Annotated in this window: 17 protein-coding genes; all 17 read right to left on the reverse strand. The window is 67.0% G+C overall.

Translation table 11 applies throughout. The annotated features are described in order from the left end of the window. Positions 1-17: 17 nt before the first annotated feature. The 17 genes from RBA41_RS18305 to ggt all read right to left on the reverse strand — a co-directional run bounded on the left by RBA41_RS18305 (position 18) and on the right by ggt (position 22,875). Complete coding sequence (locus RBA41_RS18305; RefSeq protein WP_306625646.1) at positions 18-953, reverse strand: CHAD domain-containing protein; 936 nt, start codon at positions 951-953, stop codon at positions 18-20. Positions 954-1,025: 72 nt separating this feature from the next. After that, on the reverse strand, positions 1,026-2,183 hold the full coding sequence (locus RBA41_RS18310; protein WP_306625648.1) for a mechanosensitive ion channel family protein: 1,158 nt from the start codon (positions 2,181-2,183) through the stop codon (positions 1,026-1,028). 135 nt (positions 2,184-2,318) lie between these two features. Next, on the reverse strand, positions 2,319-3,335 hold the full coding sequence (cydB, locus tag RBA41_RS18315) for a cytochrome d ubiquinol oxidase subunit II (protein ID WP_306625650.1): 1,017 nt from the start codon (positions 3,333-3,335) through the stop codon (positions 2,319-2,321). Continuing rightward, the gene (locus tag RBA41_RS18320) at positions 3,332-4,738 is read right to left on the reverse strand and encodes a cytochrome ubiquinol oxidase subunit I (protein ID WP_306625652.1); all 1,407 of its coding nucleotides are present in this window, start codon (positions 4,736-4,738) and stop codon (positions 3,332-3,334) included. Before RBA41_RS18320 ends, cydB begins: the two co-directional genes overlap by 4 nt. A gap of 123 nt (positions 4,739-4,861) precedes the next feature. After that, positions 4,862-5,263 carry a nuclear transport factor 2 family protein gene (locus RBA41_RS18325; RefSeq protein WP_306625654.1) on the reverse strand — a complete coding sequence of 134 codons (402 nt, stop codon included), beginning with the start codon at positions 5,261-5,263 and terminating at the stop codon, positions 4,862-4,864. Between the two features lie 268 nt (positions 5,264-5,531). Further along, positions 5,532-6,047, reverse strand: a complete 516-nt coding sequence (locus tag RBA41_RS18330) for a hypothetical protein (RefSeq protein WP_306625655.1) — start codon at positions 6,045-6,047, stop codon at positions 5,532-5,534. A 253-nt stretch (positions 6,048-6,300) separates the two neighbouring features. Then, positions 6,301-6,693, reverse strand: coding sequence for a RidA family protein (locus RBA41_RS18335; protein WP_306625656.1), 393 nt, complete (start codon positions 6,691-6,693; stop codon positions 6,301-6,303). Between the two features lies 1 nt (position 6,694). Beyond that, on the reverse strand, positions 6,695-7,852 hold the full coding sequence (locus tag RBA41_RS18340; protein WP_306625657.1) for an acyl-CoA dehydrogenase family protein: 1,158 nt from the start codon (positions 7,850-7,852) through the stop codon (positions 6,695-6,697). A gap of 1 nt (position 7,853) precedes the next feature. Continuing rightward, on the reverse strand, positions 7,854-8,708 hold the full coding sequence (locus RBA41_RS18345) for an enoyl-CoA hydratase family protein (RefSeq protein WP_306625658.1): 855 nt from the start codon (positions 8,706-8,708) through the stop codon (positions 7,854-7,856). 8 nt (positions 8,709-8,716) lie between these two features. Further along, the gene (locus tag RBA41_RS18350) at positions 8,717-9,208 is read right to left on the reverse strand and encodes a MarR family winged helix-turn-helix transcriptional regulator (RefSeq protein WP_306625659.1); all 492 of its coding nucleotides are present in this window, start codon (positions 9,206-9,208) and stop codon (positions 8,717-8,719) included. Next, complete coding sequence (locus RBA41_RS18355) at positions 9,208-11,592, reverse strand: bifunctional salicylyl-CoA 5-hydroxylase/oxidoreductase (protein WP_306625660.1); 2,385 nt, start codon at positions 11,590-11,592, stop codon at positions 9,208-9,210. The genes RBA41_RS18350 and RBA41_RS18355 overlap by 1 nt, the downstream gene beginning before the upstream one ends. A 16-nt stretch (positions 11,593-11,608) precedes the next feature. Beyond that, positions 11,609-13,237 (reverse strand): AMP-binding protein, encoded by a 1,629-nt coding sequence (locus tag RBA41_RS18360; RefSeq protein WP_306625661.1) that lies wholly within the window; start codon positions 13,235-13,237, stop codon positions 11,609-11,611. 88 nt (positions 13,238-13,325) lie between these two features. Then, entirely contained in the window at positions 13,326-14,045 is a 720-nt protein-coding gene (locus RBA41_RS18365; RefSeq protein ID WP_306625662.1) for a response regulator, read from the reverse strand. 108 nt (positions 14,046-14,153) lie between these two features. Further along, complete coding sequence (locus RBA41_RS18370; protein ID WP_306625663.1) at positions 14,154-19,001, reverse strand: two-component regulator propeller domain-containing protein; 4,848 nt, start codon at positions 18,999-19,001, stop codon at positions 14,154-14,156. An 80-nt stretch (positions 19,002-19,081) separates the two neighbouring features. Next, positions 19,082-19,807, reverse strand: coding sequence for a response regulator (locus tag RBA41_RS18375; RefSeq protein ID WP_306625664.1), 726 nt, complete (start codon positions 19,805-19,807; stop codon positions 19,082-19,084). Between the two features lie 33 nt (positions 19,808-19,840). Continuing rightward, positions 19,841-21,010 (reverse strand): patatin-like phospholipase family protein, encoded by a 1,170-nt coding sequence (locus tag RBA41_RS18380; RefSeq protein ID WP_306625665.1) that lies wholly within the window; start codon positions 21,008-21,010, stop codon positions 19,841-19,843. A gap of 71 nt (positions 21,011-21,081) precedes the next feature. Then, the gene (gene ggt, locus RBA41_RS18385) at positions 21,082-22,875 is read right to left on the reverse strand and encodes a gamma-glutamyltransferase (protein ID WP_306625666.1); all 1,794 of its coding nucleotides are present in this window, start codon (positions 22,873-22,875) and stop codon (positions 21,082-21,084) included. Positions 22,876-22,941: the final 66 nt, after the last annotated feature.

Consider the following 22,941-nt stretch of genomic DNA (forward strand, 5'->3'; position numbering starts at 1 on the left):
GTGTGCGCAACGGTCTCTCATCCGGGCGCGCGCAATGGTACAAAACGCTTCCACAGCTTGCGCAATTTGCCGTCGCCCTGGCGGCTGTGCGAAGCCAGGTAGCCGCGCAGGAAGCCAGTGCCGTCCTTCAACGCCTCGTCGCCTTCGCTTAACTGCCTGAGCAGGCCGTCGGCCACGCTGGCATCGTTCATCACGCCGAGTTCATCCTGCAAGCTGGCCAGTGCCTTGACGTACGGCCGCACGGTTTTGCGCGGATACAGGGACGCGAAAAATTCGGCAGCGTAGCGCGTTTTCTTGGCGGCGATGCGCACCCGGTGGCGCGTCTCGGGATCTGCGCCTTTCAGTTTGCGGCCGCGCTTGAGAAGGCGCTGCTGGTCCTTTTCGAGAATGCCCCTGGCGAAGTCGCCAATGTGCATCTTGAGCTTCACCTTGTCGGCAGGCAGCTGCATCGCACGCCAGCCGCGCTCGTCAAACCAGCGCTCGAGGTTGCCGATCAGGTTCTGGTAGCGCTCCGACGCCACGACGGCCCCGGCCACCGCGTGCAGTGCCATGGCGTGGTCGGCGGCGGCATGCTGCACCCGCACCAAAGGCGCGTCCGCATCGAGCGTATTGGTGATGCGCGGCAAGGTCGACCCGGCCAGCACATCCCAGTCGCGCGCCGGTCCCAGCTCGGAGACCAGCCAGTCTAGCTCCTGGCGCAGCGCCACCGGCAAGCTCAGCACCTCATCGAACATGGCGAGGGCCGAGCGCAGGCGGCGCAGGCCGACCCGCATCTGGTGCAGGCTCTCGACATCGTGGTATTTGATCACGCCGCATTCGTTGGCCTCGATCTGGTCGAGGCAATTGCGCACGATGTCCTGGAAGGCTTTCTCGACGCTCATGCGCGGCGACAGCTTGAGCGCACGGGCCCGGATGGCCTTGGGCGTGGTGGGAAATCTGACTGCGGTATCCATATGGCACATTCCTCCTCGAAGACATTGTGCGCGGAAACGGCGACACAGGCCGTTTCGTTACCGCTGCAACACTCACATGCCGGCCGGCTGCCTGCGCGTCGACACAATGTTGTGCAGCGCCGCGGCCGGCTTGGGCGGAGCCGCCGGTGTGGCGTTGCCGGCGCGCGGCACGCGCTCGATCAGCACATGGCGCGACGCGCCCACCGTGGACACGCCCAGTTGCTCGAACGCTTCCATGGCCGCCAGCAGGATGGTCTGCTGGATATCCATATAGCGGCCGTAGGCCGGGTCGAGCACATGGAACACGACATCGAATTCGAGCGCCTCCTGGGTCACGCTTTTCAGGTGCACGCGGTCGTAGCGCACGCCCTCCTGGGCTTCGATGATGGCGCGCAGGGCCGCCGGCACCTGGGCTGCCTGGGCCGTGGTGGTGGCCGGATTGGCGCGCAGCGAAAACTGCACGCGCCGGGTCGACATGCGCTTGAAGTTGCGCAGCGTGTTTTTCAGCAGCTCGGCGTTGGCGATGACGATCTGCTCGCCGCTGTCGGAGCGGATGCGGGTCGTCTTCAGGCCCACGTGTTCGACATTGCCCGAAAAACCGGCGACGCTGATCGAGTCGCCCACTTCGAACGGTTTGTCGACGGCGATCGACAGCGAGGCGAACAGGTCGCGGAGCACATTCTGCACCGCCAGCGCGACGGCAATGCCGCCAATGCCGAGGCTGGCCACCAGGGTCGAGACATCGATGCCCACGTTCGACAGCACGGCCAGCAAAAACACCACCCACAGCACGGTTTTCAGCACCCAGACCATGAGCGTGTTGGCCACGGTGGCGGGCGCGTCCGGCGCGCTGGCGCGGCTGCGGAAGTAGCGCTGCGCGCCGACGCTCAGGGCGCGGTCCAGATACAGCGCCAGCTGGGCGCCCAGGGCGATGAACCACAGATGGCGCACCCGGTCGTCCCACGGCGCGCCGAGATCGAGCACGGTCAGCCCGAGCAGCAGCGCGGTGACCATCAGCGCCAGCTTGCTGGTGCGCGCCAGGGTGGCCTTGAGCAATTCGGCGGCCGGCCGGTCGGCACGTCCCTGCTCGCTCAGTCTGGCGAGGTGGCGGCGAAACAGCACGACGGCGCCGTGCATGATGACATAGCTGCCGATCGCCACGGCGGATGCGAACAGCCAGTTGACGGGGGCAATCCCGATCAGCGGGGAAGTGATGGCATGGATATCCAAATGTGGTCTCCTTCAAGTGCGGTGTACGGCTGGCGGCGGGCCGCCCGAAAGCCGCAGCCTACAAGCTCAGCCTGAAAGTTGTCGCACATTTCGGCTGAGCCCCCCCGCACGAGCGCCTTGCGCGCCCCGCGCCGCTCAAGCGTGATAGCCCTCCCCCGCCCTGATCTTGCCCCTGAAAAGCCAGAACACCAGCGCCGTGTACGCCAGTATCATCGGCAGCAGGATGGCCGCGCCCACCAGATAGAAAAGCTGCGACGCCGGATGGGACGCAGCCTGCCATACCGTAAGCACGGGCGGCACCACGTAAGGCATGTTCGACAGCACCAGCCCCGCCATCGCCAGCAGGAACACGCCGACCGCCGCCGCAAACGCCAGCACGCTGCGGCCGTGGCGGATGCCGCGCCAGCACAGCCACGCGCAAAGCGCGGTAGCCACCGGCACCAGGCCAAGGAACACGATGTTCGGCACGCTGAACCAGCGCTGCGCGATGCGGGGAATCTGCAGCGGCGTCCAGACGCTGACCAGCACGATGAACCCCAGCAGCCCGGCCAGCAAGGCGGGCGCCATCCTGCGCACCTTGCCTTCGACCTCGCCCTCGGTCTTCATCAGCAGCCAGGTCGCGCCCAGCAGCGCATAGCCGCTGACCAGCCCCAGCCCGCACATGATCGCGAACGGAGTCAGCCAGTCGAAAGGGCCGCCCGCGAACTGGCCGTCGCGCACCCGGATCTCTTGCAGCAGCCCGCCCAGGATCACGCCTTGCGCAAACGCGGCCAGCGTCGAGCCGGCGGCGAAAGCGCCATCCCAGATGCGCTGATGATGCCTGGCCACCCAGCGGAACTCGAATGCCACCCCGCGAAAAATCAATGCCAGCAGCAGCACCAGCACCGGCAGGTACATGGCCGGCAGGATGATGGCGAAAGCCTTGGGAAACGCCGCCCACAGCGTGACGCCACCGAGCACCAGCCAGGTCTCGTTGCCGTCCCAGAAAGGCGCAACCGAATTCATCATCTGATCGCGCGCCGATTCATCCCGGAAGAAAGGGAACAGGATGCCGATGCCCAGGTCGAAGCCGTCGAGCACGACGTACATCGACAAGGCCACGCCCAGCACCAGGGCCAGGATCACGGGCAGCAGGTACGCCGGGTCGCTCATGGCGTCACCTGCGGCTGCGCTGGCGGGGCCGGCTGGCCGCCCGCCAGCGGGCGGTTGGGCAAGGTTTCCGGCCCCGGCAGCGCAGGCTGCGGCCCGCTGCCGATCATCCGGCTGATGTACCACACGCCAACCGAAAACACGACCACGTACACGAGCACGAACAGCGCCAGCGACGTGGCAACCTGGGCGGCAGTGACGGGCGACGCCGCCTGCGCGGTACGCAGCACGCCGTACACGATCCAGGGCTGGCGCCCGATTTCGGTGACCATCCAGCCGGCCAGGATGGCAATGAAGCCGAGCGGCCAGGCACGCGCCAGCGGGCGCAGGAACCAGCGCGCGTCCACCAGCCGCTTGCGCCACCATAGCCAGGCGCCAACCCAGCCGATGGCAATCATCAGCAAGCCCAGAGCGACCATCAGCCGGAACATGAAAAACACGGGCAGCACGGGCGGGCGCTGATCGGCGGGAAAGTCGAGCAATCCGCGGAAGCGCCCGTTCCAGTCGTGCGTGACGATCAGGCTGCCCAGGTTCGGTATTGCGACTTCGGCCCGGTTGCGGCCGGCGGCACTGTCGGGCCAGGCGAACAGGACCAGCGGAGCCGGCCGCGAACCGTCCCAGTGCGCCTCGATCGCCGCGACCTTGGCCGGCTGGTATTGCAAGGTGTTCAGGCCATGCAGGTCGCCGACGACGGCCTGCAGCGGCGCCAGCACCGCCAGCATGCCCAGGCCCATGTGCAGCATGGTGCGCGCCTCCGGCATGAAGCGCCCGGCCAGCGCATAGCGGGCGCCGGTGGCGCAGACCACCAGCGCGGTCGTCAGGTAGGCGGCGATCATCATGTGCGTGAAGCGGTACGGAAAGCTGGGGTTGAAGATGATGTCGAACCAGCTGACGGGATAGGTGATGCCCTGCTCCATCGCAAACCCGGCCGGCGTGTGCATCCAGCTGTTGGCCGACAGGATCCAGAACCCGGACAGCGCTGTGCCGAACGCGACCACGATGCAGGCGAGCGTGTGCAGCCACGGCGGAAAGCGATTCCAGCCGAACAGCATAATCCCGAGAAAGCTCGCTTCGAGAAAGAAGGCGGTGAGCACCTCGTAGCTGAACAAGGGCCCCAGGGTGTTGCCGATGATCTGGGCGAAGCGGCTCCAGTTGGTGCCCAGCTGGTATTCCATGACGATGCCCGACACCACGCCCATGGCGAACGACACCGCGAAAATCTTGGTCCAGAAGCGCGCCAGCGTGTGGTAATGCGCTTGCCTGGTACGCAGCCACAGCACTTCGAGCGTGGCGATAAAGGCCGACAGCCCGATTGTAAAGGCTGGGAATACAATATGAAACGCGATCGTGAACCCGAACTGGATTCGTGAGAACAGTATCGCGTCGATCCCTGCCACCGTGTCCATTGCCGCTCCCGCTCAGTCGCTATATGTCGCTATATGTCGCTATATATCGCTGTATATCGCTATGACGCCATGCCGATCCGTCGATCCCGTGCCCGCCCCGTCCCTGCCGCAACTTTCCTGCTGTTAGTGCGCCGGTGCTTCGATCCGCACTTGCCGGCTGTCGAAATAGCCGTGGAAACCGGCAATTTGCCCGGCATCGTCGAACTCCAGCAGGGTGACGCCTTCGTACTCGACCGGCTGGCCGTGCGGACCGATGCCGGCCGAGCGCCAGAACAGGCCTGCGCAGGCGTCGGCGGTGGTGATGTGCGAGAACATGGACCGCACCGTGCCGACGCTGGCGCGGTAGCTACGCCAGAAGGCGGCGATCTGCGCGCGGCCCGCATGGTCGGCGATGGGATTGCGCAGATGCGCATCGTCGGCAAACAGCCTGGCCAGCGCATCGGCTGCGGATGGATCGCCGTCTTCAAGACGGCGCAACTGGTCGATGAAACGTTCCGCCTGCTGCCTGGCCTGTTGCTGGTCCATTGCTTCCCCGCAGAATGATGAGTGATCTACCCGGATACTGGTCAGAGTGCGTGACGACGCAAAAGTTCGGCGCCATTGGCATGGTTGATGAAAATTCGGTGTCAGCGCTGTAGAGAGGGTGGATGCGGCAATACCGGTGACGGTGTCCGTGCCGCAGCGCCAATCGCCGGCGCCGCGCAAATGTCAGCTTGGTGGAAATGCCAATAAAGCAGCCGGAGCATGCCCCGGCTCACACCGGCGCCGCGCGTGGCAACGCAATCGGCGCTGTTTAACCGGGTTCCGCTGCGGACCCCGGCTGGGGCGGCGCCTGAGGTAACGTCCGCACGGGTGATGCCGCCGGCCGGTCGGGTCCCGGGGCCACAGGAGAGGCTGGAGGCAAGCGAGCAGCAAGGTTATTGATCTGGGCTCCCAGATACAGGCCTTGACCAGCAATGCAGGCAAACAGAGTCAAGGCAATACCAGCGCACCATTTCACGATGCTCATCAACGCAGCGTCGAAATCCGAACGCAACCTGTCCATTTTTTCGTTCAGGTCCAGACGCAACCCACTCATTTGTCCGGTCATATCGAGGCGCATCCCGCTCATTTCCCCGGTCATAGCGAGGCGAAACTCGGCCAAATCGGCCTTGGTAGCCAAGGTCGGCAGGATAGTGTCAAAGCGCGTTTCGAGCACGGTAAGGCGGCGGTCCATGTCGCCATCATACGGCGGTCCGCCGCCGCCGGCAACGGGCGCACCATTGTCGTCAGGTTCCGGCGGCCCGCTCGGCACGGCATTCATGCTCATCGACTTTCCCCGGTTGGCACGGCACGCGCCGCGCCATCAAGTGTAAGCTGGTGCGATTGCCGTCAGCCGGTGTTCCACAAGCATCTTGAGGTGAGTCAGACAACGTACGGACGAGGGGAACAAAGCCAAAAAAATGAAAAGTTCAGCGCTGTGCCGGCGGCAAGGCATCATACGGCGGCGCCCCGCCATCACCCGCAACGGGCGCGCGTTTGGTATCCGTTCCGGCGCCCGCCCGCCCGCCGCGCCAGGCAAGCTAAGCCGGCACGATGGCCGTCACCTCGATTTCCACGCGCGCCCTGTCCTCGACCAGACCAGCCACCTGCACTGCCGTCATCGCCGGAAAGTGCCGGCCGATCACATCGCGATACGCCGCGCCGACTTCCTTGTGCGCACGCAGATACTCATGCTTGTCGAGCACGTACCAGGTCATGCGCACGATATGCTCGGGCCCCGCACCGCCCTCGGCCAGCACATCGACCACATTCTGCAACGCCTGGCGCACCTGCCCGGCGAAGTCATCCGTATGGAACACGCCCTGTCCGTCCCAGCCGATCATGCCGCTCACGCACACCGTGCGCCCGCTGGCGGCCACCCCGTTCGAATAGCCGCGTGCCCGCACCCAGCCCGGCGGTTGTAGAAATTCCATGCTATGCCTTTCCGTCCACCGCTGGCGCGGCTTCGCGCAGCAGTTCGCGCGCGATGATCAATTGCTGCACCTCGGTGGCGCCTTCATAAATGCGCAGCGCGCGGATTTCGCGGTACAGCCGCTCCACCGGATGCTCGCTGACCACGCCCATCCCGCCGAACATCTGCAGCGCCGCGTCGATGACTTTCTGCGCCGTTTCGGTCGCCGTCATCTTGGCCATCGCCGCCTCTTTGGTCACCTTGCGGCCCTGGTCGCGCTGCCACGCCGCCCGGTACGTGAGCAGCGCCGCCGCGTCGATCCCGGTCGCCATCTCGGCCAGCCTGGCCTGCGTGAGCTGGAAATCGGCCAGGGTCTGGCCGAACATCTTGCGCGTGCTGGCATGCGCGATTGCCTCGTCGAAGGCGCGCCGCGCAAAGCCCAGCGCCGCCGCCGCGACCGAGGTGCGGAACACGTCCAGGGTCGCCATCGCCACCTTGAAGCCCTGCCCCGCCTCGCCCAGGCGCCGCGAGCCTGGGACGCGGCAGCCGTCGAAACGCAGGCGCGCCAGCGGATGCGGCGCGATCACCTCGATCCGTTCGGCCACCGAGAATCCGGGCGTGTCCGCATCGACGATAAACGCGCTGATGCCGCGCGCGCCGGGCGCCTCGCCGGTGCGCGCGAACACCACGTAAAAGTCGGCGATGCCGCCGTTGGAAATCCAGGTCTTCTCGCCATCGAGCACGTAGTCGTCGCCGTCGCGCACGGCCGCGCACTGCATCGCCGCCACGTCCGACCCGGCCTGCGGCTCGGACAGCGCAAACGCCGCAATCGCCTCGCCGCGCGCCACGCGCGGCAGGTAGCGCTCCTTGTTGGCGGCGCCGCCGAACAGCGAAATCGCGCCCGATCCCAGACCCTGCATGGCGAACGCGAAATCGGCCAGGCCATCGTGGCGCGCCAGCGTTTCGCGGATCAGGCAAATGGCGCGCGTATCGATGGCGCCGACAGCATGATCAAGCCAGCCGCCCTCGCCCAGCTGGCGCACCAGCGCGCGGCAGGCGCCATCGACATCGCGCCCGTGCGTGGGCGCCAGATGGGCGCTCGCCCACGTGTCCAGTGCCTGTTCCAGCGCGGCGTGTCCGGCGTTAAAAAACGGCCACTCCAGATACGTTTTGTCAGCCATGTCAGTCTCCCTCGAACACAGGCCGCTGCTTGGCCACGAACGCGTGATAGGCGCGATGGAAGTCATTGGTCGCCATGCAGATCGCCTGCGCCTGCGCTTCCGCCTCGATGGCTTCATCCACACCCATGTTCCATTCCTGCTGCAGCATTTTCTTGGTCATGCCATGCGCAAAAGTGGGCCCCGAAGCGAGCGAACCAGCCAGCGCCTGGGCGTCGGCCAGCAGCGTTTCCGGCTCGCTGATACTGTTGAAAAAGCCCCAGCGCTCCGCTTCGCTGCCCGACATCGAACGGCCCGTGTACAGCAGTTCGGCGGCGCGTCCCTGCCCGATCACGCGCGGCAGCAGCGCGCACGCGCCCATGTCGCAACCGGCCAGGCCAACGCGGGTGAACAGAAACGCCGTCTTGCTGCGCGCGGTCCCCAGGCGCATGTCCGACGACAGCGCCAGGATCGCGCCGGCGCCCGCGCAAATGCCATCGACCGCGCTGATCACCGGCTGCGGGCAGGCCCGCATCGCCTTGACCAGATCGCCCGTCATGCGCGTAAACGCCAGCAGGCCGGGCATGTCGAGCCGGGTCAGGGGACCGATGATGTCGTGCACATCGCCGCCCGAGCAAAAATTCTCGCCCGCGCCGGTGATGACCACCGCCTTCACATCGTCCGCATACGCCAGCGCGCGAAACAGGTCGCGCAGCTCGGCGTAGGAGTCGAACGTGAGCGGGTTTTTGCGCTCCGGCCGGTTGAGGGTCAGGGTCGCGACGGCGCCCTCGACTTCGAAACGAAAGTGGCTGGCCTGGTACAACGCCAGCGCGCTGCGGTTGCCGGGCAGTTGCTGCGCCTGGCCTGGTAGGTAACGCATGGGATTCCTTATTGGAGATGCTGTTTCATTTGCGAGAGCAGCGCGATGAGCTGCCCTTTGTCGTCGGGCGAGATATCCTTGAGCAGGTCGGCGATCCACTCTTCGTGCACCACCGCCATTTTGGCGAATGCCATGTGGCCCTCGCGCGTCAGCTTGACGCTGTAGGCGCGCCGGTCCTTCGGGTCGGGCACGCGCACCACCAGCGCCTCCTGCTCCAGCTGGTCGGTGATGCCGGTGATATTCCCGCCGGTGACCATCATGCGCTTGGACAGCTCGCCCATGCGCAGCCCGTCCGGATGGCGCTCCAGCTGCGCCATCAGGTCGAAGCGCGGCAAGGTGATGTCGAACGTCGTGCGCAGGCGGCTGCGAATCTCGTTCTCGATGCGCACCGTGCACGAGAGCATGCGCAGCCACAGCTTGAGCGATTGATGATGATCCTGCGTCAGGCGGCTGGCCAGGTCCAGCGCCGTGCCATCGTCCTGCGGCGTGAGCTCGTCCATCAGCCCTCCAGCAATCTGGCCGCGACCTGCTGCGGGCTCATGCCCGCGCCCGCGGCGGCCAGCTGGCGTTCGCGTTCCAGGTTGCGCTCGAGCTGCAGCTTGGCCGGCCGGTACTGCTTCGGCCAGTCGATCGCCGAAAAGCCGATGCGCGCCGCTTCGGTCAGGGTCCACGCCGGATTGGCAAGGTGCGGCCGGCCCACCGCGCACAGATCGGCGCGGCCGGCCGCGATGATGCTGTTGGCGTGATCGGCCTCGAAAATCGAGCCGACCGCAATTGTCGGAATCTTCGCCTCGTTGCGCACGCGGTCGGCGAACGGGGTCTGGAACATGCGCCCGTACACCGGCTTTTCGCGCTTGCTGACCTGCCCCGACGAGCAGTCGATCATGTCGGCGCCGGCGTCCTTGAACAGGCGCGCGATCCGCACCGCATCGTCGGGCGTGATGCCGCCGTCGACCCAGTCGTGCGCGGAAATGCGTACGCTGATCGGCCGGTCCACCGGCCATGCGGCGCGCATCGCGCGAAACACCCGCAGCGGATAGCGGCAGCGGCTTTCCAGGCTGCCCCCGAATTCGTCGTCGCGCCGGTTGGTCAGCGGCGAAATGAACGACGACAGCAGATAGCCGTGCGCGCAGTGCAGCTCGATCCAGTCGAAGCCCGCTTCGGCGGCCGCGCGCGTGGCGCGCACGAAATCGGCTTCGATGCGGTCCATGTCATCCACCGTGGCGGCGCGCGCGGTCTGCGATACACCCTCCAGATACTGTTCGCTCGACGCGGCCACCAGCGGCCAGTTGCCGCTCTCGAGCGGCTGGTCGATCCCGTCCCACATGGCCCGGGTCGATCCTTTCGGGCCCGCATGGCCCAGTTGCAGCGCGATCTTGGCATCCGAACTGGCATGCACGAAGTCGACGATGCGCTTCCACGCCGCCGTGTGTGCGGGCGCATACATGCCCGGGCAGCTTGGGGTGATGCGCGCATCGGCCGACACGCACGTCATCTCGGCAAACACCAGTCCCGCGCCACCCAGGGCGCGCGCCCCGAGGTGCACCAGATGATAGTCGCCCGCCACGCCGTCGACCGCCGAGTACTGCGCCATGGGCGAGACGACGATGCGGTTTTTCAGCGTGATGCCGCGCAGCTTGAAGGGCGTAAGCATCGGCAGCACGCGCGCGCCGGCCGGCGACGCCAATCCCGCCTGCTCGCAGGCGCGCCGCGCGATCCAGGCTTCGAAACCGGCCACATAATCGGGATCGCGCAGGCGCAGGTTTTCGTGCGACAGGCGCTGGCTGCGCGTGAGCATCGAGTACGCGAACTGCGGCGCCTCCATGGCGGTGTAGCGTTCCACGTTCTCGAACCATTCCATCGAATTGCGCGCCGCGCTTTGCAGCTTGAGCACCTCGACCGCGCGCACTTCCTGGTACGCCGCCAGTGCCTGCGCCGCATCTGCGTGCGTGCCGAAACAGCGCGCCAGCTCGATGGCGTCTTCCAGCGCCAGCTTGGTTCCCGAACCGATCGAATAATGCGCCGAGTGGGCCGCGTCGCCCATCAGCACCACTGGGACACGGGTCGATCCCGCCATGTTCCAGTGCACCCACTGCGCGCACACCACGCGCGGGAAAGTGATCCACATGGCGGAGCCGCGCAGATGCGGCGAGTTCGACATCAGCGCATGCCCGTCCAGCTGGTCGGCGAACAGGCGCTCGCAGTACGCAATGCTCTCTTCCTGCGTCATCTGGTCAAGTCCGGCGCGGCGCCACACCTCTTCCGGCGTTTCGACAATGAAGGTCGAGGTGTCGCCATCGTACTGATAAATATGCGCCTGGAACCAGCCGTGCTCCGTCTGCGTGAAGGCGAACGTGAACGCATCGAACTTCTTGCGCGTGCCAAGCCAGACGAAGCGGCAGCGGCGCGCCTCGATCTCGGGCTGATAGGTCCCGGCGTAGCGCTTGCGGGTACGGCTGTTCAAGCCGTCCGAGGCGATCACCAGGTCGGCGCCGTACTTGCGCGCCAGCGCCTGGTCGTCCTCGACCTCGTTGTCGAACACCAGCTGCACACCCAGTTCCTCGCAGCGCTGCTGCAGGATATTGAGCAGGCGCTTGCGCCCGATGCCGCAAAAACCATGTCCGCCCGAAGTGACTTTCTCGCCCTTGAAAAAGATGTCGATGTCATCCCAGTGATTGAATGACTGCAAAATGGCGCGCGCGCTCTGCTCGTCGGCGTTCACCAGGTTGCCCAGCGTCTGGTCGGAAAACACCACGCCCCAGCCGAAGGTATCGTAGGGCCGGTTGCGTTCGACGACGGTGATCTGGTGGGACGGGTCCTGCTTTTTCATCAGCAGGCTGAAATACAGTCCGGCGGGGCCGCCGCCGATGCACACAATATTCATGAGGTTCGTCTTCGGATTAGGTAGCGCGCAGCTTGAAGCGCTGCAGCTTGCCGGTTTCGGTACGCGGCAGTTTGTCGATGAACCTGAGCGAGCGGGGATATTTGTAGGGAGCGATCTGCAGCTTGACGAAGTCCTGCAACTGGGCGGCCAGCGCGTCGGACGGCTCGAAGCCGGGTTGAAGCACCACGTGCGCTTCCACCACCTGGCCGCGCTCCTCGCACGCGCGCCCGATCACGCCGCATTCGGCCACCGCTTCATGGCGCAGCAGCACCTCTTCGACTTCGGCGCCGGCGATGTTGTAGCCGGCCGAGATGATCATGTCGTCGGTGCGCGAGCGATAGTAGAAATAACCGTCGGCGTCCATCTCGTAGGCGTCGCCGGTGAGGTTCCAGCCATCGAGCACGTAATCGTTCTGGCGCTCGTCGGCCAGGTAGCGGCACCCGGTCGGCCCCTTCACCGCCAGGCGGCCAATCACGCCCGGCCCCACCTGCTGGCCGTTGGCATCGAGAATGCAGGCCTGGTAGCCCGGCACCGGCTTGCCGGTCGCACCTGGCCGGATCGCGTCGCCCGCCGCCGAAATGAAGATGTGCAGCAGTTCGGTCGCGCCGATGCCGTCGATCATGCGCAGGCCGGTGGCCGCCTGCCAGGCTTCGCGCGTGGCCAGCGGCAGCGCTTCGCCGGCCGACACCGTGCGCGTCAGGCTCGATACATCGTAGTTCGCCGCCAGCGGCGCCATCTGGCGATAAAAGGTCGGCGCGGTAAAGCACACCGTGGCGCGGTATTTTTCGATGGCGGCCAGCAGCGTGTCGGGCGTGAGTTTTTCGAGCAGCACGCCGGCGCCGCCGACCCGCATCGGAAACAGCAGCAGCCCGCCCAGCCCGAAGGTGAACGCCAGCGGCGGCGTACCGATGAAGATGTCGGTATCGGCCGCGGCCAGCGTATGGCGCGGAAAACAGTCGCAGATGGCCAGCACGTCGCGGTGAAAATGCATGGTCCCCTTGGGGATGCCGGTGGTGCCCGAGGTAAAACTGATCAGGCACACGTCATCGGCGGCGCAGGCGTGCGCCGGGAACGGCACCGGATGGCGCGCCATCATGGACTCCAGCGAGGCCGGATTATCGGGATCGTTGAACGTCACCACATGGCGCGGCAACGCTGCGATGGCGTCGATCTCGCCGCGCAGGCTGGCCGCGCACAGCACCGCGTCCACGCTGGCCTTGTCGACGATGGCGGTCAGTTCGCGCGCGCGCAGCAGCGGCATGGTGGGCACGGCGATCAGGCCTGCCTTGAGCACGGCCAGCAGGCAGGCCGCCATCATCGGATTGTTCGCGCCGCGCAGCAGCACGCGGTTGCCGGTGACCAGCCCCAGGTCGGCACGCAGCACGTGGGCGATGCGGTCGACCCGGCGCTGCAGTTCCGCGTAGGTCCAGCTTTCGTGCTCGCCGACGATGGCGATGCGCTCCCCCGCCCCACGCTCGACCGCCGCGTCGAGCAGTTCGGCGGCGCAGTTCAGGCGCTGCGGGTAATGCAGCTCGGGCAGGTCGAATAAAAACTCGGGCCACTGGGCCGGCGGCGGCAGGTGTTCGCGCGCAAAGCCGTCCTGGTAGGCCGAGGCGCTCAGTAGCGATGCGGTCAAGCGTGTCATGGTCGCCCCGAAAAAAGTGTCAGTGGTTCACCCGACGGATACTTTAGACTTAAACTATCACAACATCAAGCGCTTTCGCACGACTGCGTCAGGAAGCGCTTCCCAGGCGTTTGAGCGCTTCGCTCTGGTGCATCGCCGAGCGCACCACCTCGGCCAGCGCCAGCTTGACCTGGGCGCCATCGAGCGCACCAGGGGGCAGCGTCTTGAGCGTGTCGGCCGCGCCGTTCAGGCCCAGCGTGACGCAGCCGGCATGCAGCCGGTCGATGCGCACATGGGCCGCGCCATGGTCGCCGCTTTCGAGCAGCTCGGCGATGTCGGTGCCGGCCGCCGCCACCTGCGACTGCAGGCCGCCCAGGTAGATCATCAGGCGTTCTGCGCCGATCCCGAGGCGCAGCAGCGTGGCTTGCACCTTTTCGGCGCGCAGCGCCACCGCGATCGGGTCGCTGCCGGCCAGGCCGGCCATGTGCTCGCGCACCTGCTCGCCCTGGAACGGCTTGACGATATAGCCCGACGCGCCAAGTCCGCTGGCCTGGTCGACCGTGTCGCGGTCGGTGGCCGAGGACACCAGCACGAAGGGCATCGCGCCCAGGGCGCCGTCGGCGCGCACGCGCTGCAGCAGGTCCATGCCGGACAGGCGCGGCATGCGCAGGTCGCAAAAACAGATCGCCGGGCGCAAGCCCTGTTCGAGCTGGTTCCAGGCGTCGGCGCCGTCTTCCGCTTCGAGGATCTCGAATTGGCCGCAGGAGTCGATCAGGTGCATCAGCACCATGCGCGATACGATGTCGTCATCCACCACCAGAACCTTCATTTGGCCACCTCCCGTACGCAGTAACGCCACAAAACACGCCTGTCCAACTCATACCTTCGGCTAATACCTCTAGCTTATACGCCAATATTACAGCATATGCATAGCGGGTCAGCGCTTGAGCGGCCCCGCGCTGTCGTAGGCGGACAGCAGTTCGCGCAGGCGCGGCATGGCCACGGCGATCAGGTCCCAGCGGCGCGCATCGGCCGCTTCTTCCATCTCGCCCGACAGCTGATGCAGTTCGGTCGCCTCCAGGTACGAGGAGCTGCCCTTGAAGCCGTGCAGCAGGCGCCCTGCCGTCTCGGCATCGTGCGTGACGATCGCTTCTTCCAGGTCGGCGCGGCGCCCCGGCAGATCGCTGGCAAAGGCGGCCCGCATGCGCGCTTTCAGGTCGCTGGCGCGGCGCCCGGCGTTGTGGGCGGCCGGTCCGGCCAGCGGCGCCGGGCCGGTATCGACGCCGAACATGGCGTCCAGTTCGGCCGTGGTGGGCGGGCGTTCCACGCGCGCCTGCGGCATCGGCGCCAGGGCGATGCCGCGCTGGAGCTGGCGCTCGATGGCCCGGCTCAGGTGATGATGCAGGGCCGCTTCGTCGATCGGCTTGGTCAGGAAGTCGTCCATGCCGCAGGCCAGGTAGCGGCTGCGGTCTTCCTCGCTGGCGTTGGCGGTCAGCGCCACGATCATCAGCTCCTGGTCGCGCACCGGCGCTTCCGGCGGGCCGCCGGCGCGGATCAGGCGCGTGGCGCTGGCGCCGTCCATCTCGGGCATGCGTCCATCCATCAGGATCAGGTCGTAGCGCGTGCGCGCGCAGGCCGCCACCGCCAGCAAGCCATTGTCGGCGATGTCGACCTTGTGCCCCAGGTCTTCGAGCATCATGCGGATGATGATCTGGTTGGTCGGGAAGTCTTCCGCGCACAGCACCTTCAGGCGGTGGCTGTGCGGTTCGCGCGGCACGTGCGGCACCATCGGCGGGGCCACGCCGTCGGCCAGCGGCAGCAGCACGCTGAAGGTGCTGCCCACGCCTTCGGTGCTGTCGACGCTGATCGACCCGCCCATCAGGTCGACCAGCTGGCGGCAGATCGCCAGTCCCAGCCCGGTGCCGCCGTAGCGGCGCGTGGTGGTGCTGTCGGCCTGCTCGAACTTCTGGAACAGCCGTTCGACCGCATCCGGAGCGATGCCGATGCCGGTGTCGCTCACCGAAAAGCGGATGGTGTTGACACCCGGCGCGCTGCCGTCAAGGGGGGCCGCGCGTTCGACCGACAGGCGCACCGCGCCGTTGTTGGTGAACTTGAAGGCATTGCCGACCAGGTTGACCAGCACCTGGCGCAGGCGGGTCGGGTCGCCCACCACGAAGCGCGGCAAGTCCTCGGCCAGCGCCACATTGAAGCCCACGCTTTGCGCCGCGGCCTGCTCCTCGAACAGGCTGACCACGTTTTCGACGGCGGCGGTGAGCGCGAAATCGATGTTCTCGATGGTCAGCTTGCCCGCCTCGATCTTGGAAAAATCGAGCAGGTCGTTGATGATGGTCAGCAGCGACTGGGCGTTGGCCTGGCCGCGCAGGATCTGTTCGCGCGTGTTTTCCTGCAGCTGGCCGTCGCGCAGCGCGAACCCGAGCATGCCGATCACGCCCGCCAGCGGGGTGCGCATTTCATGGCTCATATTGGCCAGGAATTCGGACTTCTGGCGGGTGGCGTCTTCCGCCTTCTGCTTGGCCAGGCGCAGGCGCTCATCGTTTTCCTGGAGCGCGCGGTTGGCCAGCGCCAGTTCGTCGGTGTTCAGGCGCACCTGGCGCTCCTGCTCCACCAGGCGCGCCTGGGTTTCTTCCAGCTCGCGGTAGGCGCGCGCATTGTCGAGCGCCACCGCCGCGTGCGCGGCCAGCGTCTTGAGCATGTCCAGATGCACGCGGTGATAGGCATTGAGCTCCACGCTCTGCACGCACAGCACGCCCATCATGCGTTCCTTGACGATCAGCGGCACGTACATCATCGCCACCGGCAGCGAACGCGGGCTGCCGTCCAGGCGCAGCGGCGGAATCGGCACCGCGCTCTGCTCCGCGTCCAGGTAGCGGTGATATTCGGCCTGCAGATCGTTGATGAACACTTCGCGCCGGTGCTTCAGGCACCACACCGCGAACTGGTGCGGATCGTCCAGCGGGCGCGAATAGAACTGGCTGCGCACGCCCTGGTCCATGGCGAACGGGAACTCGATCACGCCGATGTCTTCGCGATAAAAGCCGATGCCGAAGATACGCGCATCCATCAGGTGGTGCACGTGGCGGTACACGGTGCTCATGATGGTTTCCATGTCGAGCGTGGCGGTCAGCTCGCGCCCGATCTCGGAGAGTACCGAGATATTCCGGTGCGCCAGTTCGACGTTCTCTTTCTGGCGCTCGACTTCTTCCTTCTGGCGTTCGGCGTCGAAGCGGCGCTGCTCGGCCTCGGCGCGCTGGTTGTCGGCGTCCAGGCGCTGCGCTTCGAGCTCGCGTTTCTGGCGTTCCAGCAGGCGGTTCTGCTGCTCGATTTCCTCGGTGCGCGCGGCCACCTGGGTTTCCAGCATCTCCTTCTGGCGCCGCAGGCCGGACAGGCGCGCGCGATAGGCCCAGTAAGCGCTGCCCAGCACCAGCAGCACCGACAGGGTGCGGAACCACCAGGTTTTCCAGACCGGCGGCAGGATCGTGATGGCCATCGTGGCGCCCTCGTCGCTCCACACGCCATCCTTGTTGGCGGCGCGCACGCGGAAGGTGTAGGTGCCCGGATCGAGGTTGGTGTAGGTGGCGAAGCGGCGGCTGGCATCGGTGCTGACCCAGTTCTGGTCGAAGCCATCGAGCCGGTACGAAAACAGGTTGCGCTGGGGCGCCGCGTAATGCAGGGCTGCGAATTCCAGCGAGAATACCGAATCGGCCGCGGCCAGGGTCACCGCGCGGGTCGATTCGATCGGCCCCTTGAACAGGCCCGGACGCGCCAGCGCGGCCGGCCGGTTGAAGATCTGGAAGCCCGTGATGACCGCGCGCGGGGCGATCCGGTTGTCGCTGATCGCCTTCGGATTGAAAGCGGTCACGCCATTGAAGCCGCCGAAGTACATGGTGCCGTCCGGCGCGCGCATCGCCGAGCCGTCGAAGTAGGCGCCTTCGATGGTGCCGTCGCCGGCGCTGTAGTTGCGGAAGGTGCCGGTCAGGGGATCGAAGCGCGAAATGCCGGTGTTCGTGCTGATCCAGAGTTTGCCTTCCTCGTCCTCCAGGATGGCGGCAATGGCGTCGTCGGCCAGGCCGTCGGCCACCGTGTAGCGGCGAAAGCTCACCGCGCCGCCGGCGCCGATGCTCATCTTGTTCAAGCCGGCCGCGGTGCCGACCCACAGGGTGCCCTTCCTGTCTTCGTGCAGATAGTGCACCTCGTCGTGACTGAGGCTGGCCGGGTTGGCCGGATCGTTGCGGAAGTGGCGGAACTTGCCGCTGGCGCGATCGAGCATGTCGAGGCCATCGAAGGTACCGATCCATAGCTGGCCGCGGCGGTCTTCGAGCAGCGGGCGCACCACGTTGTCGGCCAGGCTGGAACTGTCGGCGGCATCGTGGCGGTAGGTGACGACGGCGCGCGTGGCCGGGTCGAGCCGGTGCAGGCCGCCGCGCGAGGCGATCCACATCACGCCGGCGCGGTCGGACAGCATGCCGCGGATATGGTTGCCGTCCGGGTCGCCCTCGGCGAAGGACTGGCGCGTGAAGTTGCCGCTGGCCGGGTCGAAGCGCGCCACGCCCGAATGGCTGCCGATCCACAGCATGCCGTCGCGGTCGTGCGCCAGCGCGCTGGCCGGAATGCCGGCCAGGCTGTTGGGATTATCCGGGTCGTGCCGGTACAGGCGCGCCTGGCCGGTTTCCGGATCTAGCCGGTTCAAGCCGCTGTTGGCGCCGATCCACAGGTCGCCCCCGGGAGCGGCGGCAAGCGCGCGCACCTTGTTGTCGGACAGGGTATCGGGTATCTCGGCGTGGCGCGCAATGCGCGCGAAGCCGCCGCTGTTCAGGTCGACCCGGCTCACGCCCGCATACCAGGTGCCGACCCAGAAGGTGCCGACGCGGTCGCGGTACATGGCCGAAATCTGGTTGTCGGCCACGCTGTGCTTGTCGCCCGGCAGATGGCGGTAGTTTGCGAAGCGGCGCGTGGCCGGCTGCCAGCGATACAGGCCGTCGGTATGGCTGCCGACCCAGACATTGCGGTCCTGGTCCTGGTACAGGGTGGTGATGTAGCCCGAGCGCAGGCCGTCCGACACCCCCAGGCGGCGCCGCTGCGAGGCGGCGCTGCCGATCTTCCAGGTTTCCAGGCCGCCCAGGGTGCCGATCCACAGGGTCTGGTCGGTGTCGACCAGCAGCGCCTGCACCATATTGTGTTTGTGGTCGGTCCCGGGCGCCGGATGGTGCTCGAAGGCGCGCGCCCCGACCGCCAGGCTGTCCACCCCGGACGAGGTGCCGACCCACACGCGCCCGCCGGCATCGACCGCCAGCGCGTTGACCTGGTCGTCGGCCAGGCTGCCCGGGTCGCCCGGCACATGGTGCCAGACCTTGAATTTGCCGCTGACCATGTCGAAGTGCTGCAGGCCGTCGCTGGTGCCCAGCCACAGGCCCTGGCGGCCGTCGCCGGCGATGGCGCGCACGTGCCGGTTGCCGTTGCCGCGCTTGACCGGTTCGTCCGGCGCGTAATGGGTGAAGGTCTGGGTGGCCGGATCGAAGCGGTCAAGGCCGCCGTCGGTGCCGATCCACAGGCGGCCCGTCTGGTCCACATGCAGCACGCGCACCCAGTTGTTGACCAGGCTGCGCGGGTTGCTGACCACGTTGCGGTAAGTGGTGACGCGGTAGCCGTCGAAGCGCGACAGGCCGCCCTGGCTGCCGAACCACATGAAGCCCTCGGCATCCTGGGCCACCGCCAGCACCGATTCCTGGGCCAGGCCCTGTTCCACGCTCAGGTGCTCGAAGCGCAAGGTGCGCGCGGGCGCGGCCTGGCTGCCCGCATAAGGCAGGCAGCACAGCAGGAGGAACAGCGTAATGAGTCGGATCGGGTTCAGGCAAGCGCTCCTTCGCCATCGGCCACGCCGGCGCGCAGGCGGATCAGCTGGCGCCGCACCGATTCGCTCACCTCGGCCAGCACGATGCCCACATTGCGCGCGTCGGGCAGGCCGCGGCGCGCCGTATCGAGCTGGGACGCGACGTGCCACAGGCCGAGCGTCATGCAGCCGGTGTGCACCGAATCGATGCGCAGGCGCGCGTCGGCGCCCTCGCCGGCGTCGAGCAGTGCCACGATGTCGGCGCGTCCGGTCAGCAGCTGCTCGCCGAAAGCGGCCAGGTAAGCGCCCAGCCGGTCCGGCCCGATGTTCAGGCGCTTCATGGTGGTGGCCGGGTCTTCGGCCAGCTTGTCGAGCGTGATGCGGAAGATTTTCTCCAGATGCGCGCGCGCTTCGGCCGCGTGCAGCGGTTTCAGGATGTAGCCGACCGCGCCCAGCGTCACCGCCTGCAGCACCGTGTCGCGGTCGGACGCCGACGAGACCAGCACGAACGGCACGTCGGCCAGGTGCGGATCGCCCTTCATGCGCTCGAGCAGGGCGATGCCCGACATGCGCGGCATGCGCACGTCGCAAAAGCAGATCACCGGATGCAGGCCCTCTTGCATCAGGCTCCAGGCCGCGGCGCCGTCTTCCGCTTCGACCAGGTCGAAAATGCCGTACACGGACAGCAGATCCATCAGCGCGATGCGCGAGACCACGTCGTCGTCAACAATCAGTGCTTTCATGAAGTTCTCCATGGCGGTTACGGCACGCGCGGCTCAGGAGCCAAAAAAAGTCAGGACATCGGCGCGGCGCGCGTGCGTGTCGCGCTGGCCGAGCTGGATCAGTTCACAGGTGTAGCTCGACTCGAACAGCAGGTACGACGCCAGCGCCGATCCGCGCGCCTCGGTCGCGCCGATCCCCGAGAGCATGGTGCGGATCGGGGCCGGCAGGCTGGCCGTGTGGCGGCTGGCGATGACGTCGAGCCGTTCGGACGGCGCGATCACCAGCAGTTCCACCGGTTTCAGGGGCATCTTGCTGCGATACTCCTCCGGCAGCAGCGACAAGGTCAGGTTGATGCGGTTCAGGCGCTCGATGTCGACCGCCAGGCTGTCGAGGAAAATCGAGGACATGGCGTGGCCGGCGATCTGCGCCAGGCTCGGATAGCGCGCCTGGCCGGGCGTGTCGCGCGCCGGTTCGGACAGGCGCCCGGCGCCCACCACCAGCACCTTGGAAGCGCCCAGGTGGATTGCCGGCGAGATGGGCGCCAGCTGGCGCATCGAGCCGTCGCCGCAAAATTCACGGTGGCTGCCCAGGTACAGCGGCACGGCCGGGAAGATGAACGGAATCGCCGACGACGCCAGCAGGTGCTCGACCCCGATCTGGTCCTGCAGCGCGATGCGCTGCATGCGCACCCACGGCGCGATATCGGCGGCGGTCTGGTAAAAGGTGATGTGGTTGCCGGCCGTGTAGGACGAGGCGGTGACCGCCAGCGCATGCAGCAGGCCGTCCGACATGGCCGCGTCCAGGCGCGGCAAATCGAGCATGCGGTGCAACAGGCCCACCAGCGGGGTGTTATCCAGCAGCGACGCCGGCGGCGCGGCGCGCCATTTACGCAGCAGCCAGCCGAACGAGAGCAGCGAGAGCCAGCGCGCGCCCGAGCGCAGCACCCCCAGCGAATCGGCGCGGTAGACCTGTTCGACGGTGAAGTTTTCCCACACGTCGAGCAGCTTTTGCACGCCCTCGCCGAAGTTATCGGCGCGGCAGGCCAGGGCCACGGCGTTGATCGCCCCGGCCGAGGTGCCGCAGATGATGTCGAAGGGGTTGCGCGCGGGGCGCCAGCCGGCCTCCCACAAGATTTGCGAGATCGCCTGCAGTACCCCCACCTGGTAGGCGGCGCGCGCGCCACCGCCGGTGAGGATCAAGCCCGTTTTCTGTTCCGTTTCCATTCGCCAAGCGTATCAGGGTCTGCCCGCCTTGCGGGAGAAAACTGATGGCTTGTCCACTTTTTACAATAGGCTCAATCGCCCCTGGCCACGCCTTCGCGGCGCGGATCGGCCCCGCCGAACCACCACGGCTCGCCGTGGATCAGGATGCGCTGCACGCCATGCAGGCCGGATGTCATCTCGTAGCTGCGCAAGGCGTGGCCGCGCGCCTTGAGTGCATCCTGCACGGCCGGACTGAAACGCCCCTGTTCCAGTTCGGTCGGCCCGTTGCGGCTGCCGAAGTTGGGCAGGCTGATGGCCTGCTGCACATTCAGGCCCCAGTCGAGCGTGCCGACCAGGGTCTTGGCCACGTAGTTGATGATGGCCGGGCCGCCGGGCGAACCGACCGCCAGCACCAGTTTGCCGCTCTGGCGGTCGAACACCACCGTCGGCGACATGGCGCTGCGCGGGCGCTTGCCGGGCTGGACCCGGTTGGCCACGGGGCCATTCGCGTCGGCCGAATCGAAGGAGAAATCGGTCAGCTGGTTGTTCAGGATGAAGCCGCCCACCATCTGGCGCGACCCGAAGGCGTCTTCCACCGTGGTCGTCATCGACAGGCCGGCGCCCTTGCCGTCGACCACCACGAAGTGCGAGGTGGACGCCGTTTCGATGGCGTTGTCGAGGCCCCACGCCACTTCCATGCCGGGCGGCGTGCCGGCTGCGGCGGTGCCCATCGACTTCTCGCCGATCAGGGCCGCGCGCTGGCGCAGGTAGGTTTTATCGATCAGGCTCGGAATGCCGCGTCCCGGCAGCGGCACGAAGTCGGTGTCGGCCGCATAGCGGTTGCGGTCGGCGTAGGCCAGGCGCCCCGCTTCCGTGAACAGGTGCACCGCCTCAAGCCCGATCACGCCATTGACGGGCGCGTAGGCGCGCATGTCCTTCGTTTCCAGCATGCCCAGCATCTGCGCCACGGCGATGCCGCCCGAGGACGGCGGCGGCATGCCGCACACGGTGTACGCGCGGTAGTCGCTGCATACCGGCACGCGCTCCTTGGGCTGGTAGCCGGCGATGTCGGCCGCCGTCAACAGGCCGGGGTTGCCCGGGTGAGCCGCCACCTTGGCCGCGATGTCCCTGGCGATGCGGCCCTTGTAGAAGGCGTCGGCGCCGCCGGCGGCGATCTCGCGCAGGGTCGCGGCCAGCGCGGGATTGCGCAACAGATGGCCGATCGGCCACGGCTTGCCATCCTTGTCGTAGAAATAGGCGGCGGCGACCGGATCCTTGCGCAGGTGCTGGTCGAACATCAGCATGCCGTTGAGGCGCTGGCTGACCGGGAAACCCTTGTCGGCCATGGCGATCGCCGGCGCGAACAGCGCCTTCCACGGCAGCTTGCCGTGCTGGCGGTGCGCCATTTCGAGCATGCGCAGCACGCCCGGCGCGCCCACCGAACGCCCGCCCACCACGCCGGCGCTGCGCGAGAGCGGCGTGCCATCCTTGTTCTGGAACAGGCGCTCGTCGGCCGCCGCGGGTGCGGTTTCGCGGCCATCGAAGGCTTGCACGTTCTTGCCGTCGTAGTGCATCAGGAAAGCGCCGCCGCCGATGCCGGACGATTGCGGTTCCACCAGCGTGAGCATCAACTGGGTGGCAACGGCGGCATCGATCGCGCTGCCGCCGCGGCGCAGGATCTGGTAGCCGGCATCGACCGCCAGCGGGTTGGCGGCGGCGACCATGAATTTCCTGGCGGCCCAGCCGGCCTTGTCGGCATAGCCGGTATGGATTTCGGGCGCGTCGGCCGGGCGCACGGCGGCGTCCTGGGCGAACGCGGGGGCGCTGACGATGGCAGCGGCGGTCGCGATGTAAAGCGCGAACGGAAGGTACTTCAACCTGAGCATGGATTCTCCAATAAGAAACGCGCGACCACAGCCGCGCGTCCGATCCCGCTATCGTACAGGAATTGA

The organism is Massilia scottii (genome assembly GCF_030846495.1).
Lineage (GTDB): Bacteria > Pseudomonadota > Gammaproteobacteria > Burkholderiales > Burkholderiaceae_D > Telluria_A > Telluria_A violaceinigra.